The 16,198-nt window shown below is 63.3% G+C and carries 15 protein-coding genes; 10 read left to right on the top strand and 5 right to left on the bottom strand.

Features of this window, described 5'->3' with window-relative positions; genetic code table 11:
- The first annotated feature begins 24 nt into the window (after window positions 1-24).
- From ACQ4MJ_RS18865 to ACQ4MJ_RS18830, 8 genes are all read left to right on the top strand, one after another.
- The gene (locus ACQ4MJ_RS18865; RefSeq protein WP_431151638.1) at window positions 25-696 is read left to right on the top strand and encodes a nitroreductase family protein; all 672 of its coding nucleotides are present in this window, start codon (window positions 25-27) and stop codon (window positions 694-696) included.
- Between the two features lie 48 nt (window positions 697-744).
- A complete protein-coding gene (locus tag ACQ4MJ_RS18860; RefSeq protein WP_431151639.1) occupies window positions 745-1,158 on the top strand; it encodes a ribonucleotide reductase subunit alpha in 414 nt (137 codons plus the stop codon).
- Between the two features lie 85 nt (window positions 1,159-1,243).
- Window positions 1,244-1,729: a hemerythrin domain-containing protein gene (locus ACQ4MJ_RS18855; RefSeq protein WP_431151640.1), complete on the top strand. Its 486-nt coding sequence runs from the start codon at window positions 1,244-1,246 to the stop codon at window positions 1,727-1,729.
- A gap of 191 nt (window positions 1,730-1,920) precedes the next feature.
- A complete protein-coding gene (locus tag ACQ4MJ_RS18850) occupies window positions 1,921-4,137 on the top strand; it encodes a tetratricopeptide repeat protein (protein ID WP_431151641.1) in 2,217 nt (738 codons plus the stop codon).
- 69 nt (window positions 4,138-4,206) lie between these two features.
- Window positions 4,207-5,607: a UDP-glucose dehydrogenase family protein gene (locus ACQ4MJ_RS18845; RefSeq protein ID WP_431151642.1), complete on the top strand. Its 1,401-nt coding sequence runs from the start codon at window positions 4,207-4,209 to the stop codon at window positions 5,605-5,607.
- Window positions 5,604-6,554 (top strand): UDP-glucuronic acid decarboxylase family protein, encoded by a 951-nt coding sequence (locus ACQ4MJ_RS18840; protein ID WP_431151643.1) that lies wholly within the window; start codon window positions 5,604-5,606, stop codon window positions 6,552-6,554. The genes ACQ4MJ_RS18845 and ACQ4MJ_RS18840 overlap by 4 nt, the downstream gene beginning before the upstream one ends.
- 132 nt (window positions 6,555-6,686) lie before the next feature.
- A complete protein-coding gene (locus ACQ4MJ_RS18835) occupies window positions 6,687-7,754 on the top strand; it encodes an AbrB family transcriptional regulator (protein WP_431151644.1) in 1,068 nt (355 codons plus the stop codon).
- Window positions 7,755-7,853: 99 nt separating this feature from the next.
- Window positions 7,854-10,283 (top strand): tetratricopeptide repeat protein, encoded by a 2,430-nt coding sequence (locus ACQ4MJ_RS18830; RefSeq protein ID WP_431151646.1) that lies wholly within the window; start codon window positions 7,854-7,856, stop codon window positions 10,281-10,283.
- 92 nt (window positions 10,284-10,375) lie between these two features.
- Here the strand turns inward: ACQ4MJ_RS18830 and ACQ4MJ_RS18825 are convergent, their stop codons facing one another.
- The 3 genes from ACQ4MJ_RS18825 to ACQ4MJ_RS18815 form a co-directional block, all read right to left on the bottom strand.
- Window positions 10,376-10,675, bottom strand: a complete 300-nt coding sequence (locus ACQ4MJ_RS18825) for a BTH_I0359 family protein (RefSeq protein WP_055392879.1) — start codon at window positions 10,673-10,675, stop codon at window positions 10,376-10,378.
- Between the two features lie 194 nt (window positions 10,676-10,869).
- Complete coding sequence (locus tag ACQ4MJ_RS18820) at window positions 10,870-12,036, bottom strand: DUF3108 domain-containing protein (RefSeq protein ID WP_431151647.1); 1,167 nt, start codon at window positions 12,034-12,036, stop codon at window positions 10,870-10,872.
- A 20-nt stretch (window positions 12,037-12,056) separates the two neighbouring features.
- Window positions 12,057-12,839 (bottom strand): IclR family transcriptional regulator, encoded by a 783-nt coding sequence (locus ACQ4MJ_RS18815; RefSeq protein WP_055396937.1) that lies wholly within the window; start codon window positions 12,837-12,839, stop codon window positions 12,057-12,059.
- Window positions 12,840-12,942: 103 nt separating this feature from the next.
- On the opposite strand from ACQ4MJ_RS18815, the gene ACQ4MJ_RS18810 reads away from it, so the two are divergent.
- Both ACQ4MJ_RS18810 and ACQ4MJ_RS18805 read left to right on the top strand, forming a co-directional pair.
- Window positions 12,943-13,950 carry a fumarylacetoacetate hydrolase family protein gene (locus ACQ4MJ_RS18810; RefSeq protein WP_055396939.1) on the top strand — a complete coding sequence of 336 codons (1,008 nt, stop codon included), beginning with the start codon at window positions 12,943-12,945 and terminating at the stop codon, window positions 13,948-13,950.
- A gap of 202 nt (window positions 13,951-14,152) precedes the next feature.
- Complete coding sequence (locus ACQ4MJ_RS18805; RefSeq protein WP_431151648.1) at window positions 14,153-15,133, top strand: Bug family tripartite tricarboxylate transporter substrate binding protein; 981 nt, start codon at window positions 14,153-14,155, stop codon at window positions 15,131-15,133.
- Window positions 15,134-15,224: 91 nt separating this feature from the next.
- On the opposite strand, the gene ACQ4MJ_RS18800 is transcribed toward ACQ4MJ_RS18805, so the two are convergent.
- Both ACQ4MJ_RS18800 and ACQ4MJ_RS18795 read right to left on the bottom strand, forming a co-directional pair.
- Window positions 15,225-15,638 (bottom strand): VOC family protein, encoded by a 414-nt coding sequence (locus ACQ4MJ_RS18800; RefSeq protein ID WP_431151649.1) that lies wholly within the window; start codon window positions 15,636-15,638, stop codon window positions 15,225-15,227.
- Window positions 15,639-15,771: 133 nt separating this feature from the next.
- Window positions 15,772-16,173: a hypothetical protein gene (locus ACQ4MJ_RS18795; RefSeq protein ID WP_431151650.1), complete on the bottom strand. Its 402-nt coding sequence runs from the start codon at window positions 16,171-16,173 to the stop codon at window positions 15,772-15,774.
- Window positions 16,174-16,198 lie beyond the last annotated feature (25 nt).

Genomic DNA, 16,198 nt, shown 5'->3' with positions numbered 1-16,198 from the left:
AGAAGCTTCTTTCAAGGACCTGTGATGGCTGTCATTCCCTGGCCTTTGCACCATGCCCCCCGGCAGGTGCCAACTGCTGCTCTCCCGCCAGACGATACCGCCGCCATGGCCGCCGCGCTGATCCACTCGCGCCAGACCATCCTGCCTAAACGCCTGACTGCTCCCGGACCCAGTGCGGGGGAACTGGCCCAGATTCTCAGCGCTGCGGCCCACGCGCCGGACCACGGCCAATTGACGCCGTGGCGTTTTGTGCTGGTGCCCGCCGCCGCGCGGCCGGCGTTGGCCGACGTGTTTGCGCAGGCTCTGTGCGAACGAGATCCTGCCGCCACGCCCGAGCAGGCCGAGCAGGCCCGCGAAAAGGCCTACCGTGCCCCGGTACTCATGCTGGTGGTGGTAGATAGCCAGTGCGGCGACCCCGCCATCGACCTGTCAGAGCGCTTGGTGTCCGCTGGCTGCGCGGTGCAGAACATGTTGCTCATGGCCACTGCACAGGGCTTCGGATCGGCCCTCACCAGCGGCAAGGCCCTCAAGTCCCCCGGATTGCGCGGCTTGTTCCAGCTGGACGCCTGGGAGCAGGCGCTGTGTTTTGTCAGCATTGGCACCGTGCAATCGCGCAAGGCAGCGCGTGCTCGACCTGTAGCAGACAGCTATGTGAGCACGCTAGACCCGCATAAGGGCGTGGTGCCAGGCTTCTGAGAAGACCGAGCCTCCCTCGCAGCATTTTTTAATTCATCGAAATTTTTTATGAACATTTCCAGCTTCGACGATCTACTTGAGGCGGCACGCATGCAGCCTGAACCCCAGCGGCTCCTGTTCGTGTTTGCTGCCGTTGAATTGCCCGACGATGCCACCCCCGCGCAGCGGGCCCGGTTTGAAGCCGGGCAGGGCGGCGCGCTGGTGCCACTGATGTGCGTGGACAAGACGCCACAGGAGCTGCCGTCGTTCGACGCGCTGGTCGGTGAGGCCAGCCAGTTCACAGCCCCTGGCCACGACTGGGCCATGGTGTTCGCGGCCGCCATGTCGGGCACCCTGAACAAGGCGCCCACCAGCGCCGATGCCGAGGCGCCTTTGCAGCGCATGGTGGATGCGATCAAGGGCGGTTCGCATGGTGCCTACATCCCCTTCGACCGCCAGGGCCAGCCCGTGCGCTTTGGGTGAGGCGAGGATGGCGTCCACTTCTGCTCCTGCTCGCCACGTTCCTGGCTTCAGCGCGCCTGCAGTCGGGTTCGAAGAGCCCTTCGCCATGCTGGAGGCCTGCCACGAGCGCGTGCAGCGCACGCTGGCACTGCTGGACCGCCTGCGTGAACATGTCCGCCAGCAAGGTGCCGATGAGAGCGCGCGCCAGGCCGCGCGCGATGTGTTGCGCTACTTTGATGTCGCTGCGCCATTGCACCATGAGGATGAGGAGCTCCATGTCTTCCCGCTGTTGCTGGCCCAGGCTGCACCGGAGATGAGGACTCTGGTGCAGCGGCTGCAACAGGACCATGTCGACATGGTGGCTGACTGGGCGGCGGCGCGAGTTCCACTACAAGCGTTGGCACAGGGGGAAATCGAAGGCTTCTCGGAATCGGAAGAGGCGCTTTTTGATCGATTTACGGCGCGCTATGCGAGCCATATCCACCACGAGGAGCGCCAGGCCTACCCGGCGGCGCTGCATCTTTTGGAGCCCACTGTGCTGGGCCGGATGGGACAAGAAATGGCACACAGGCGGGGCGCGCCTGAGCGCTGAAAAGCTCCGCCAGTGCGCTCTGCGCGCCCAGAAAGAGGAGGCCACAGTACCCGCTTTCCATGGCGGTTTGCCTTGCGGCGGACTTGGCTGTTGTCCCTGGAGCCGCCCGGCTGGCGCTGGACGGCGGTTCGGTGCCGCGCAGGTGTTTACCATGACGGGATGTCAACCTCTCATCTGTATCGGGAAGCACCTTGACCGACACAAAGAAACCTCATTTCGGCCAGTCCTTCAAGCCTGGTGCCATACCAGCCAGCCAGCCCAGTTTTAAATTCGGAATCAACTATGGAGCGGGCTTGGTTGCGGGCGTTAGATCTGTGGAGTCGCCCCTTCCCGATGATGCGACGGCGTGCAACACCCGGGGCAATGAATGGATGATGGCCAACCGGCCCGCAGACGCTATTCGCGCCTACGACCGGGCCATCGCTCTCAAGCCCGACTACGTTGATCCCTACTTCAATCGTGGCAACGCGCTGCTACGCCTGCAGCGCAATCAGGACGCGCTGGCTTCGTTCGATCAGGCCATTGCACTCTCGCCCGGGTTGGGGCTCGCACATTACAACCGGGGAACGGTACTGCAAACCTTGGATCGGTTGCCGGAGGCCATGGAAAGCTACCGCAAGGTGCTGGCGATAGATCCTGCGAATGTGCAGGCGCGTTTCAATCTGGGCTGCATTCACCTGCAGATGAAGCAGTTTGATGAAACCCTGGAGTGCATGGACCAGGTGATCGAGCGCGCACCCGAGATACCGGAGCCGCACAACAACCGGGGCACGGCTTTGCTGAGGCTGGGCCGGTATGCAGAAGCGGTTGCTGCCTTCAGCCGGGCGCTGGAGATCAACCCGCAGTCCGCCGAGGCGTACAACAACCGTGGCGAGGCGCAACTGCAACTGAGAAATCTGGAAAGCGCACTGGCGGACGTGAGCCGCGCGATCGAGCTTCGGCCCCAGCAGGGGGAGTCCAGATTCCTCATGGGCCGGCTTTTGCGGGAGATGAAGCAGTACGACGAGGCTTTGCAGCAGTTCTATCTGGCCCAGCGCCTGCCCGCTCCTTTGGCGATGCTGCAAAGCGAGATCGTTACCGCCAAGGTCCATGGCTGTATTTGGCAAAACCTGGAGGAAGAACTGCTTCAGCTCCAACAGGACATCCGGGCTAGGAAGCCTGTCCTTGAGCCATTCTCTGCTCTGTCCGTGTTCGACCAGCCTGCCCTCCACAAAGAGATTGCAAGCCGTCTTGTAGAACGCGATATGCCTGGCTCTGCAGCGTTGGGCGCGATTCCTGTTCGAGCGAGGGGCGAGAAGATTCGCATCGGTTACTACTCTGCAGATTTTCGCAATCACCCCTCGGCGTACTTGATTGCAGAGCTGATTGAAGTGCATGACCGCGAGCGATTTGAATTGTTCGCGTTTTCGGTCAGTCCCCAGGTGCACGACAGCATGCGCGAGCGACTGGTGGTGGCCTTTGACCATTTTCTGGATGTGCGTGAGCGTACCGATCTTGATATTGCGCAGCTTTCGCGAGAGCTTGGTATCGACATTGCTGTGGATCTGATGGGCTTTACGCAAGCGACGCGTTTGAGATGTTTTTCCTACCGGTGTGCACCCGTTCAGGTCAGCTACCTGGCGTACCCTGGCACCATCGGCGCCAGTTACATGGACTATGTGATCGCCGACAAGGTGGTGATTCCTCCCCGTGCCCAGGCCGACTTCACTGAAAAAGTGGTCTATCTGCCGCACAGCTACCAGGTCAACGACTCCCAGCGCAAAGTCGCTGACCGGACATTTTCCCGCGACGAACTGGGTTTGCCCGCCACTGGTTTTGTGTTTTGCTGCTTCAACAACAACTTCAAGATCCTGCCGCCCACGTTTGACGGCTGGATGCGCATCCTCCATGCCGTTGAAGGCAGCGTCTTGTGGCTGCTGGAAGACAACCCGATTGCGGCGCGGAATCTGCGCCGAGAGGCGCAGGCCCGGGGGATTTCTGCAGACCGCCTCGTGTTTGCCAGCCGCGTGCCCATGGACCAGCATCTCGCCCGCCAGCGGATGGCCGACCTCTTCCTTGATACGCTGCCCTACAACGCGCACACCACCGCGAGCGATGCCCTGTGGGTAGGGCTGCCGGTTCTGACGTGTTCAGGACAATCGTTTGCGAGCCGAGTGGCGGCGAGCCTGTTGCATGCCGTGGGGTTGCCCGAGCTTGTCACCCAGACGCAGTCTGCATTTGAGGCCCGAGCCATAGAGCTTGCCCGCGATGTGGCGCAACTCAAGAGCATTCGGGACAAGTTGGAGGAACAGGGGCCCCAGTCGCCCTTGTTCAATGCCCGGCTCTTTGCGCGGCATATCGAGTCGGCATACACCACAATGGTCGAACGCGCGCACCAGGGGCTGCCTCCCGATGTGATTGAGGTGTGAAACTTCACGGCGCCCTTCGCGTGGGCGCGAGCCCCATGTCTTGTATTTTTCAGTTTTTTTGCCCCCTTCATGAATCTCACCTTGTTCGGAACCGGTTATGTGGGGCTCGTTACCGGCGTATGCCTTGCAGAGCTGGGCAATGATGTCCTGTGCATCGACACGGATGCCGACAAAATTGCCACACTGCAGCGCGCAGAGGTTCCAATCTACGAGCCAGGGCTGCAGGAGCTGATCGTCGGCAATGTCCGCGCCGGCAGGCTGGCGTTTTCCACCGACATGGCGCGCGGTGTTGCCCACGGTGACGTGCAGTTCATCGCGGTGGGCACGCCCTCTGCGGACGATGGCAGCGCGGACCTGAGTCATGTGTTCGAGGTGGCGGGAGCCATCGCGACCCACATGACCAGCTTCAAGGTGATCGTCAACAAATCTACCGTGCCTGTGGGCGCGGGCGAAGCGGTGCACAAGGCCGTCGCTACTGTGCTTGCCCAGCGCTGGCCCGGTGCCCAGCCAGCACCTGGCTTTGCGGTGGTCTCGAACCCGGAGTTCCTCAAAGAGGGCAGTGCGATCAACGACTTCATGCGGCCTGACCGGATCATCGTTGGGTTGGGCGAGTCGCCCGAAGAGCAGCGCGCTGGTGATCTCATGCGTGCGTTGTACCGCCCTTTCGGGCATGGCCATGATCGCGTCATCTGCATGGACCGCCGCAGCGCAGAGTTCACAAAGTACGCCGCCAACGCCATGCTCGCCACGCGCATCAGTTTCATGAATGAAATGGCCAATCTGGCAGATCGTCTGGGGGTGGATATCGAACCTGTGCGGGTGGGTATTGGCGCTGATCCGCGCATTGGTGACAGCTTTCTTTATCCCGGCGTCGGTTACGGTGGCAGTTGCTTTCCCAAGGACGTGACAGCGTTGCAGCGCATGGGCGATGACGTCGGGCTCCCGCTGCGGTTGTTGGCGGCGGTGGCGCAGGTCAATGATGGACAGAAGCGGCAGCTGGTGGACAGGCTGGTGCAGCGGCTCGGCCCGGATTTTTCGGGCCAACGGTTTGCGTTGTGGGGGCTGGCCTTCAAACCCAATACCGACGACATGCGCGAGGCTCCCAGCAGGGTGCTGGTGCGTGAACTGCTGGAGCGCGGTGCGGTGCTGCAGGTGTTCGACCCGGTGGCCATGCAGGAAGCTCGCCGATGCCTGCAAGACGATTTGCAGGATCGGCCCGACCTGCTGGAGCGTATCCGTTATGCCCAAAGTCCAATGGATGCGGCGCGCGATGCCGACGCATTGTTGATCGTGACCGAATGGCAGGTGTTTCGCAGTCCTGACTTCGATGCCCTGCGGGCAGTCCTGCGGCAGCCGCTGGTCGTGGATGGGCGCAACCTCTACGAGCCTCGGTCCATGCGTGCTTTGGGGTTTGACTATCTGACGGTGGGGCGGAACGCGGTGGATGCATCTGGGGCCACCACACCATGAAGAAGGCTAAGTCAATCCTGGTGACCGGAGGCGCGGGCTTCCTCGGCTCTCATTTGTGCGAGCGTTTGTTGCAAGATGGTCATGGGGTGCTGTGCGTGGATGACTTTTCCACGGGCTCCGAAAAGAACATTGCCCACCTCCAGGCTTCGCCGCGTTTTCGTTGGCTTCGGCACGATGTCACCCAGCCGCTGGCCGCTGAGGTAGACGAAATCTACAACCTCGCCTGCCCCGCATCGCCCGTGCACTACCAGGCCGACCCCGTGCGGACCCTGCGTACCAGCGTGATGGGGGCGCTGAACCTGCTGGAGCTGGCCCGCCAGTGCAGGGCCGTAATTCTTCAGGCTTCCACCAGCGAGGTGTATGGCGACCCCAGCGTGCACCCACAGCCGGAGTCCTACTGGGGCAACGTCAATCCCATTGGCGTGCGGGCCTGCTATGACGAGGGAAAGCGCTGTGCGGAGACCCTGTTTTTCGATTACCGGCGCCAGCATGGCGTGCGCACGAAGGTGGTGCGGCTGTTCAATACCTATGGCCCCCGCATGCGCCCGGACGATGGCAGGGTGGTCTCCAACTTCATCGTGCAGGCGTTGCGCGGCGCTGACCTGACCGTATACGGCTCAGGTGACCAGACCCGCAGCTTCTGCTATGTGGACGACATGGTGGAAGCACTGGTGCGCATGATGGCAACGCCTGACGAAGTGGCGGGGCCTGTCAACTTGGGGAATCCTGGGGAATTCACCATCCTGGAACTCGCCCAGAAGGTCCTTGCTCACACGGGGGCCACCGCCCGGATCACCCACCACCCTCTGCCGGGAGATGACCCCCGGCAGCGGCAGCCCGACATCGCGCTGGCGCACCAACTGCTGGGCGGCTGGGAGCCCCGTATGGATCTTGATGCTGGATTGCGCCAGACCATTGCTTACTTCAGAGGCGCTGGTGCCCCTTGAACCTGAAAGGCAAATGGGTGCGGCTTTTCACGTTGTCTCCCTTTCCCATTTGGACGGGTCGCCAGGTCGAAAGTGTCGGTATGGTGGCTGTAGGGTGTACTGGCCATCGACTGATGCCGTCTCACTTTCACCATGCCTGTGAATTCTCTCTTTCGCGTTCTTGCAACACTTGTTCTGGCCCTTGCCGCCGCAGTCGGCTGCGTGGCTCTGCACACGCCCTTGCCCTGGATGATCGGCCCGTTGCTGGCGACTTCCGTCGTGTCGATCGCTGGCGGCCCTACGCAGAGCTGGGGGCCACTGCGCAATGCCGGGCAGTGGACCATTGGCGCAGCGCTGGGCCTTTATTTCACACCCCAGGTGGCGGCGCTGATCAGCGGGCTGTGGTGGGCCATCGTGCTGGGCATCGTGTGGGCGCTTTTTCTCGGCTGGCTGTTCGGTGCTTGGCTGTACAGGCTGCATGCACCGCGCATGCACGGTGTGCCTGCACCCATGCTGCGCGCCACCAGTTACTTCGCCGGTGCAATTGGTGCTGCGTCCGAGATGACCTTGCTGTCCGAGCGCGAGAACGCACGCACCGACTTGGTTGCAGCGAGCCACAGCCTGCGCTTGCTGATCGTCACCGTGACGATTCCCTTTGCCTTGCAGTGGAGCGGTCTGCATGGCCTGGACATTCTGCCGCCCACCGTGCGGGCGGTGGACTGGCCCGGCTTGGCGCTGATGGCGCTGCTGACGGGTGCTGGTGCCCTGGTGATGGACCGGCTGGGCCGTGCCAACCCCTGGTTCATGGGCGCCATGCTCGTGTCCATGGCGCTCACGATGGCGGGCATCAGCCTGTCCGCCGTGCCGGCGGCCATGGTGAACGCAGCGCAACTGGTGATCGGTGTGAGTCTCGGAGTGCGCTTTCGGGCTGATTTCCTGCGCACGGCTCCCCGCTGGCTCGTATCCGTAGCCGCCGGTACGCTGGTGTTGATGGGGGCGTGCACGTTGTTCGCGGGCCTGCTGGCCTGGGCCACGGGGTTGCCCTGGGTCACCTTGCTGCTGGGTACTTCGCCGGGCGGTATCACGGAGATGGCGATTACCGCCAAGGTGCTGCAATTGGGCGTGCCCGTGGTCACAGCGTTTCAGGTATGCCGGTTGATGGCGGTGCTGATGCTGGTAGGCCCGCTGTACCGGCGCATCTATCCGGCAGCGGCGATCTGACCGAGGGGGCGCTCGCGTCACAATCTCCCTTTTATTGGCGCTGGAGGGTTGTCCTAGTGACGGCCGTTCCGCGTTTCTATCCGCTGCACACCCTGGATCATGAGCATTCACTACAACTTCGGAATACGCCCTCCCCAAGTGACAAAAGCCCAACTGGCTGCGTGGTTGGACCAGGCCATGCGAGCACACCGGGAGGGCGCTATTGCGCAGGCCAACCAGCTCTACAACACCATTTTGAAGAATGACCCCAAAAACGTTGGCGCCCTGCACATGCAAGGCGTTTTGGCGTACCAGGCGGGTCACTTGCAAATTGCGGTGGACCTGATCGGCCAGGCCATCAAGCTGGCTCCGGACGATGCTGCGCCCCACATCAATCGTGGGCTGGCTTTGAGCGCATTGAAGCGCCATGACGAAGCACTGGCGCATTTTGAGCGAGCCACCAGCCTGCGCCCAGATTTCGCAGAAGCCTACGTCAACCGGGGGATCACGCTCAAGGAGTTGTCGCGGCCCGAAGACGCCATCGCAAGCTACGACCGGGCCATCGCCCTTCAGCCCAGACTGGCTGCCGCCCATAACAACAAGGGTAATGCCCTGCGCCAGATGGAGCGGCTGGACGAGGCGCTGAAATGTTATGAACAGGCCTTTGCCCTGGACGGCCAGGACGTGGACGCGTGCCAGAACATGGGCATGCTGCACGCCGATGCCGGCCGTTCGGACGAGGCCCTGAAATGTTTCGATCAGGTTGTTGCACTGAGGCCTCAGCACGCCGAAGCCCATAACGGCAAGGGGGCGATCCTGGCGCAAAAGGAGCAGTGGACGCAGGCCATTGCGCACTTCGAGGCCGCCATTCAGGGCAATGACAAACTGGTTCAAGCCCACAAGAACCTGGGGATCGCGCAGCGCAGCCTTTTCCAACTGTCCAATGCGGTACAGGCTTTTCAGAAGGCTGCCCAACTGAGCCCACTCGACGTGGAGATCCTGGCGTTCCTAGCCCTTTCGTTGCTGGAGGCGGGGCGGTATGCAGAAGCACTTGCCGTCTACGACCAGGCGATTCGGCTGGCGCCTGAAAGGCCAGACCTGTACTACAACCGCGCCAATTTGAACATCCGGTTCAACCGGCATCAGGACGCCGTGGCCGACTACACGCAGGTGTATCGCCTCAAGCCAGATGCGAAGTATCTGCTCGGGTATCTTGCGAGCTGCAGGCTCAAGACCGGCGATTGGGGGCACTTGGCAGACGACATGGCGCAATGTGAGCGGAGCATCCGGGCCGGTGAGCTGGGTGTGAAACCCTTCATCGCGCTTTCGTTGTTCGACTCGCCCGAGTTGCACAAGCAGGCGGCACAAGCTTCCGTACAGCAGGATTTTCCTGAATCCACCGTCCTGGGGCCCATCCTTGCGCGTGCTGGCGCAGGCAAGATCCGGGTCGGTTACTACTCTGCGGATTTCCACGGCCACGCCACTTCGTATCTGATAGCGCAGCTTTTCGAAGTCCATGACCGTGAACGCTTCGAGTGGTTTGCGTTTTCGTTCGGACCTCCCGCGACGGATGCCATGCGCGCGCGTCTGGTTGCAGGTTTCGACCATTTCATCGACGTGCGCGAGCGCAGCGAGATCGATATTGCCCGCTTGTCGCGGGAGCTGGGCATCGACATCGCCATTGACCTGATGGGTTTCACCACGGGCTGCCGCTTTGGCATTTTTGCCCACCGCTGCGCCCCCATCCAGGCCGGTTATCTGGGCTACCCGGGGACGACCGGGGCAGACTATATGGACTACGTGATTGCCGACAAGGTGGTTGTGCCCCCCGACGCGCGGCGCCATTTCACCGAAAAACTCGTCTACCTGCCGCACAGCTACCAGGTCAACGACTCGCAGCGCGCGATCAGTGACCGGATGTTTACCAGGGAAGAGGCGCGGCTGCCTGCCACGGGGAGCGTGTTCTGCTGTTTCAACAACAACCAGAAGATCCTCCCGCAGGTATTCGACAGCTGGATGCGCATTCTGCAAGGGGTGCCTGACAGCGTTCTGTGGCTTCTGGCAGACAACCCTGCTGTGGAGGACAGCCTGCGGCGCGAGGCGCAGGCGCGCGGCGTGGCGGCCGAGAGGCTGGTGTTTGCACAGCGCCTGCCTCTGAGCGAGCATCTGGCGCGCCACCGGTTGGCCGACCTGTTTCTGGATACCTTGCCCTACAACGCTCACACCACGGCCAGCGATGCCTTGTGGGCGGGTCTGCCGGTGCTCACGCGGCTGGGAGAATCGTTTGCGGCGCGAGTGGCGGCCAGCCTGCTACATGCTGTGGGCCTGCCGGAGCTTGTGACCCACAGCGCCGCCGAATATGAAGCCCTGGCGATCTCGCTCGCCCAGGACCCTGCGCGCTTGAAGGCGCTTCGCGACAAACTCCAAGCGGAAAAAGCCCAGTCCCCCTTGTTCAACACCCACCAGTTTGCGCGTGATATCGAGGCTGCCTATCTGGCGATGCATGAACGGCACCTGCAGGGGCTGCCGCCCGAGGTGATTGAGGTGTGACAACTGGGGGCGCTGCCCCAGTCTGCCGAGAATGGAGGAGACCGATCTGGGCCTCCTGGGCCATCCAGGGATGGCTGCTGTGGAGGATGCGGTCAGTGCACCACGACCGGGTTCTGTGCCAGGCCCGCATAGCGGTCCAGCGCGTCTTCCACTTCTTCCTGTGTGGGGGTGTCGCGCTGCCAGGCCAGGATCTGCTCCTGGAACATCTCGGCCCAAGAGCCGTCCAGGTACACCTCTTTGCCGGAGCGCTTGTCCACGATTTCAAAGCCGTGGCGCGCGAGCTGGGGAACGGCGGGGGCGGTGTCGTTGAGCACCTGGGCGCTCTTTTTCTCCACGGCGTCGGGCAGCATGTGGACCACCACGAAGGATTCTGAGTCGTAGAGCATGTGCATCGTGTTCCCCTTGTCGATATAGATGTCAGATGACAGCGGGTGCGCAGAGTTCAAGTGGCACAGGCAAAGCCCGTGGCTTTTGTCCCCTTGCCGATGCAGTATTTCATGAAAACCCGGTGCTTCCGGTTTCGCGGGTCTATTTTGGTGGGATGGCGCTCCTGCGCAACACTTTTTAACAAGACCCCTCCAGACCATCAAGGCGGGCCGCTGCGGCTCAGTTGCAGGTCGGCGAAGTCGCCGTTGGCTTGGGTGAGCTTGATGCGTACCGGCAGATAACCCAGTGCGGGGGCCACCCACAGTTCGGCCTTCTGGTCGTAGTCCTTGCGGGGCAGGCGCTGCAACTTGAGGGTGGGCGTGGCGCCTGTGGGCAGGTCCAGTGTTTCTGCCCCCTCGATGGTGAAGGTCCAGCGGTCGGCGCTGCGCGCGCTCACGGTGGTGAGCGTGATCTGGGTGCCGGTCACAAACCGGGCGGGATCGGCGGCGAGCAGGGCACCGAGTTGGATGAACACACTCAGCCGGTCCTGCACCCCCGTGCCCACGGTGGCGTCCGGCGTGTTGGCGCTGAAGGTGACCCGGCTCTTGGTGTAGTCGAAGTGCGCTGCCTGCTCGCTGCGGGACTTGTCTGAAAATTTCTCGGGCAACAGCCCTTGGGCCGTGATGGCGCCCACACTGCGCTGCGCCCGGGTGCCAACCAAGAACGCGCTGATCTCCTGCCGCGCCTCGTAGCGGCTGCCATCGTGCTGCCACAGCAGCTCGGCGCGGGCGCTGTAGGCAAATTTCTTGGCCTGCCCACTCACGTCAAACGCCAGCCGTGTAGGCGGGGGCAGGCGCACAGGCGGTGGTGCCGTGTTGGGCGTGTGGTCCGTGCCAGCCCCGGGCGGGGCGATGTCCACGCCTGTTGTGGCTTCAGAGGGGAGAGGCGCTGATGATGCCTGGGCTGGTGCCGATGCAGGGGAGGCTGCCGTTGTGGGGAGCGTTTCCTCCACAACGGTCGAGACAGCTTCGGCGGGGGCGGCCAGCGCGACGTCTGCACCCGCCTCGGTGCTGGGGGCCGTGGCCTCGGTGGAGGGGGATGCAGGGGGTGGCGCCTGGGCGGCCGGGGGCTGGGGTGTTGCCCGTGCCTGTGGTTTGGGGCGCGCGGGCGGCTTGGGCGCGACCGCAGGTTTCGCCGCAATGGGGGCAACGGCTGCCACAGCTGCCACAGCGGCAGCGGGTGGCGGGGGGGCCGCAATGCTGCGCGTGCTGAACACTTTGCCGACAGGCGACCGGGGGCTGTCCCAAGCCAGCGGCACGCCGCTCAGCACCAGCCAGTGCAGGGCCAGCACCAGGACTGTGATGAGAAACAGCGCGCGCCGTGGCATCTACCTGCGTGCCGGGGCCGTCAGGCGCTGCCCGCGCCCAGATCACTGGAGAGCTGGGCCGCAGCCGCGCGCAGCGGCGCGTCGATGGCGCCGCCCCACTCGGGGTCGAAGGTGGCAATCGAGCCCAGCGTGGTGATGCCCAACTCCAGGTGGCCGTCCGCGTCAAACACGGGTGCGCAGAACGCCACGATGCCGGGCAGCAAGGTATCTACCACCCGCGCGGCACCGCGTTCGCGTACCTCGGCGAGCAGGGTATTGACCTCGGTCATGGTCGAGGGCAGGTCGGTGCGGCGCATCTTCACGGCGCGGGCCAGCTCCTCCTTGAGCAGCGGCGCCACCACATCAGGCGCCATGTGCGCCGCAAAGCAGCGGCCGGTGGCCGACGACAACAGCGGCATCACGTCACCCAGGCGCAGGTTGGCAGTGACAGCCTGGGGCGACTCCTCCCAGTGCACGATGGTCGGGCCGTGGTTGCCCCACACGGCCAGCGCCAGCGTGTGACCGATGGCTTCCATGAGCTCCGGCATGCGCTCGCGCGCCAGGCGCACGGCATCGAGCCGGGCCAGCGACGCCAGCCCCAGCTTGAGGGCGGCGGGGCCCAGGTCGTAGCGGGCGTTGCGCGGGTCCTGTGTGACCAGGCCCAGGCGCTGAAAGCTCACCAGATACCGGTGCGCCTTGGCCGCGCTCATGCCCGCCGAGGCCGCCACATCCTTGAGCATGAGCGGTCCGCGCGAGCGTGTCAGCCCCTCCAGCAGGGCAAAACCCACCTCGACCGATTGAATTCCTGCACGTTCTTTGTCCATGTGCACTAAAATTTGCGAGTTTTGTTTAGTTAAATCAATTTACCCAAGCGTAATTCGTGTTGGGTGAAGACTTTCAACCCCTTGAGACAAAGGTCCTGCCACCATGAAACTCGCTACCTACAAAGACGGCTCGCGCGACGGCCAACTGGTTGTCGTCTCCCGCGACCTGGGCACGGCCCATTATGCGACCGGCATCGCCAGCAAGCTCCAGCAGGCGCTGGACGACTGGGGCTTCATCTCGCCCCAGCTGCAGGACCTGTACGACCAGCTCAACAGCGGCCGCGCGCGCCACGCGTTCCCGTTTGACCCCAAGCAATGCATGGCCCCGCTACCCCGCGCCTACCAGTGGGCGGATGGCTCGGCCTACATCAACCACGTCGAACTGGTGCGAAAAGCGCGCAATTCCGAAGTGCCCGAGAGCTTCTATACCGACCCCCTGATGTACCAGGGCGGCAGCGACGACTTCATCGGCCCTTGCGACGATGTGGTGGTGCCCAGCGAAGCCATGGGCATCGACTTTGAGGCCGAGATCGCCGTCATCACCGGCGACGTGAAGATGGGCACCACCGCCGACCAGGCGCTGGACGGCATCCGCCTGGTGATGATTGCCAACGACGTGAGCCTGCGCAACCTGATCCCTGCCGAGCTGGCCAAGGGTTTCGGTTTCTTCCAGAGCAAGCCCGCCACCGCCTTCGGCCCTGTGGCCGTCACGCTGGACGAGCTGGGCGACGCCTGGGACCATGGGCGCGTGAACCTCACCGTGCAGTCCACCTGGAACGGCCGCAAGGTCGGCATGTGCGACGCGGGCCCCGAGATGACCTTCCACTTCGGCCAGCTGATCGCCCACGTGGCCAAGACGCGCAACCTGCGCGCGGGCTCCATCATCGGCAGCGGCACCGTGAGCAACAAGGGCGTGACCGACGCCAACGGCCGTACCGAATGGCCCAAGGGCTACAGCTGCATCGCCGAAAAGCGCTGCATCGAGACCATCCAGGACGGCAAGCCCAGCACCGAATTCATGAAGTTCGGCGACACCATCCGCATCGAAATCAAGGGCAAGGACGGCGCGAGCATCTTTGGCGCCATCGACCAGAGCATCGCAGCCCCCTGAGCCGCCTTCGGCGTCTTCCCCTCAGGGGGACGCCACTCGTGGCCTGGCAAAGCCAGTTCCACGGTGGCGCTGGCCTTAGCGCGCGCCGGTTTCAAGCGACGCGCGCATGTGCGGTCAGAAATACAAGAAAAAACAGGCTCTAGCGCTTATTGGATGGGCGCTAGCAGCTATTAATTTAATAGTTCCATTAGGAGACAACCCCATGCAGCGTAGAACCCTCTTGTCCGCCCTGGCCGCCGCAGGCGCCACCACCGCCGCCCCTTGGGCCCTGGCCCAGCAAGCAGCTTGGCCCGACCAGCCCCTGCGCTGGGTGGTGCCCTACCCCGCAGGCGGCGGCACCGACGTGCTGGCCCGTACCGTGGCCGAGGCTATGCGCCAGACGCTGGGCCAGCAGATCATCGTGGACAACCGCCCAGGCGCCTCCACCAACATCGGCGGCCAGGCCGTGGCCACGGCCAAACCCGACGGCAACACCTTCATGTCGGCCGACAACGCCATCCTGGCCTACAACGAACACCTGTTCACCAAGCTGCCGTTCAACCCCGAAAAGGACTTCACCTACGTGGGCGGCATCAGCCGCTTCCCGCTGGCGCTGGTGGTGCACCCGGCGTTCGAAGCCAAGACGGTGAAGGAATTCCTCGCCTACGCGCGCGCCAACCCCGGCAAGCTCAACTACGCGTCGCCCGGCAATGGTTCGCCGCACCACCTGGCGATGGAGATGTTCAAGAACCGCACCAAGACCTTCCTCACCCACATCCCCTACCGCGGCGCGGCGCCTGCGCTGCAGGACGTGATGGGCGGGCAGGTGCCGTGCATGTTCCTGGACCTGGCTGCCGGCCTGCCGGTGATCACTTCGGGCAAGGTGCGTGCCTTGGCCATCGGCTCGGCCAAGCGCGTGGCCGCGCTGCCGGACGTGCCCACCCTGGCCGAAGCCGGTGTGCCCAACACCGAGGTGTTTGCGTTCCAGGGCATCCTGGCGCCCGCCGGTCTGCCCGCTGCGATCACGGCGCGCCTGAACGGCGACCTGAACAAGGCCCTGCTCAACCCCGCCGTGGTCAAGCGCATGAACGACTTCGGCATGGAAGCCCTGCCCGGCACGCCCGAGCAGTTCCGCGCCATGGCACGCTCCGAGTCCAAGCGCTGGGGCGAGATCATCAAGGCGGCAGGCGTGAAGCTGGACTGATCACGCAGCACTCAGTGCACAGGGCCATGCACCGGGTGGCCTCGCCTTGCCGGGCCTGGCCACCCTTCAGCCTTGCAGGCACATCTAACATCTATTCAGGCAGGTGGCACACCGCCTCGATGTTGTTGCCTTCCGGGTCAATCACGAAAGCGCCGTAATAGTGCGCGTGGTAGTCGGGCCTGAGGCCCGGGGCTCCGTTGTCCTTGCCGCCCGCCGCAAGCGCGGCGGCATAAAAAGCATCCACTTGCGCCCGGTTCTGGGCGCGCCAGGCCAGGTGGCAGCCCGTGGTGGCTGGCGGGCCGCCGTAGGGCGAGGGGCCGTCGATGAACCACACGTCGGCCTTCTTTCCATCAGGTTCGGCCGGATCCGGGTAGGCAAAGCCCAGCATGTTCGAGCCGTAGTTGCCTTCAAAACACAGGCTGTAGCCCAGCGGCGCGAGGGCGGCGGTGTAGAACGCCTTGGCGCGGGCGATGTCGGTGACGCGGAAGGTCATGTGGTCCAGCATGGGAGGTCTCCTAAGTGGCGGAAAAAAGCACATCGTGCTCTCGGAAATACTGAGATTAAACACAGTTATTTTGCCATGCTACTTGGCCCGTCCTCAACGCTGCCCCAACAAGAAAGCCGCGAATGTAAACCGTCTACGGCAGCGGTGGTCGTCGTGACCGGACGCGCTGCAGGATCAATTGAATGGAGATGACGGCGAATGGCACTAGCCACATCACCGCAAGTGTCCAGCCACTGCTGATACCGTCGGCCTTGGCGCGTGTACCACCGGGAGCCATGACGACAAAAAATAGGTTGTTCGCGAAGCCGAATGCGGGTGCCAACGCCAGCAGCCAAAGAGCTGCAAGCGACCTGCGTGTGGCAAAGCCACGGACCGCCATGGGTACACAAAACCCCAATATAGGGGCCCAAAAAAGCAACTTTTCGAGCATGTCAACTCGCCCCAGGGGGTAGATGCCGTTGGAAAGAGCCGCAGTGACAGACCACGCAAACCAGCCGATCAGGAGAGGCAAAGCGATTGCAATGACTTTTAGCATCCGTCAATTGTCTGGTGCTTTTACT

This window comes from Acidovorax facilis, assembly GCF_050626955.1.
Lineage (GTDB): Bacteria > Pseudomonadota > Gammaproteobacteria > Burkholderiales > Burkholderiaceae_C > Acidovorax > Acidovorax facilis.
This window is presented reverse-complemented; position numbering and strand designations above follow the sequence as displayed.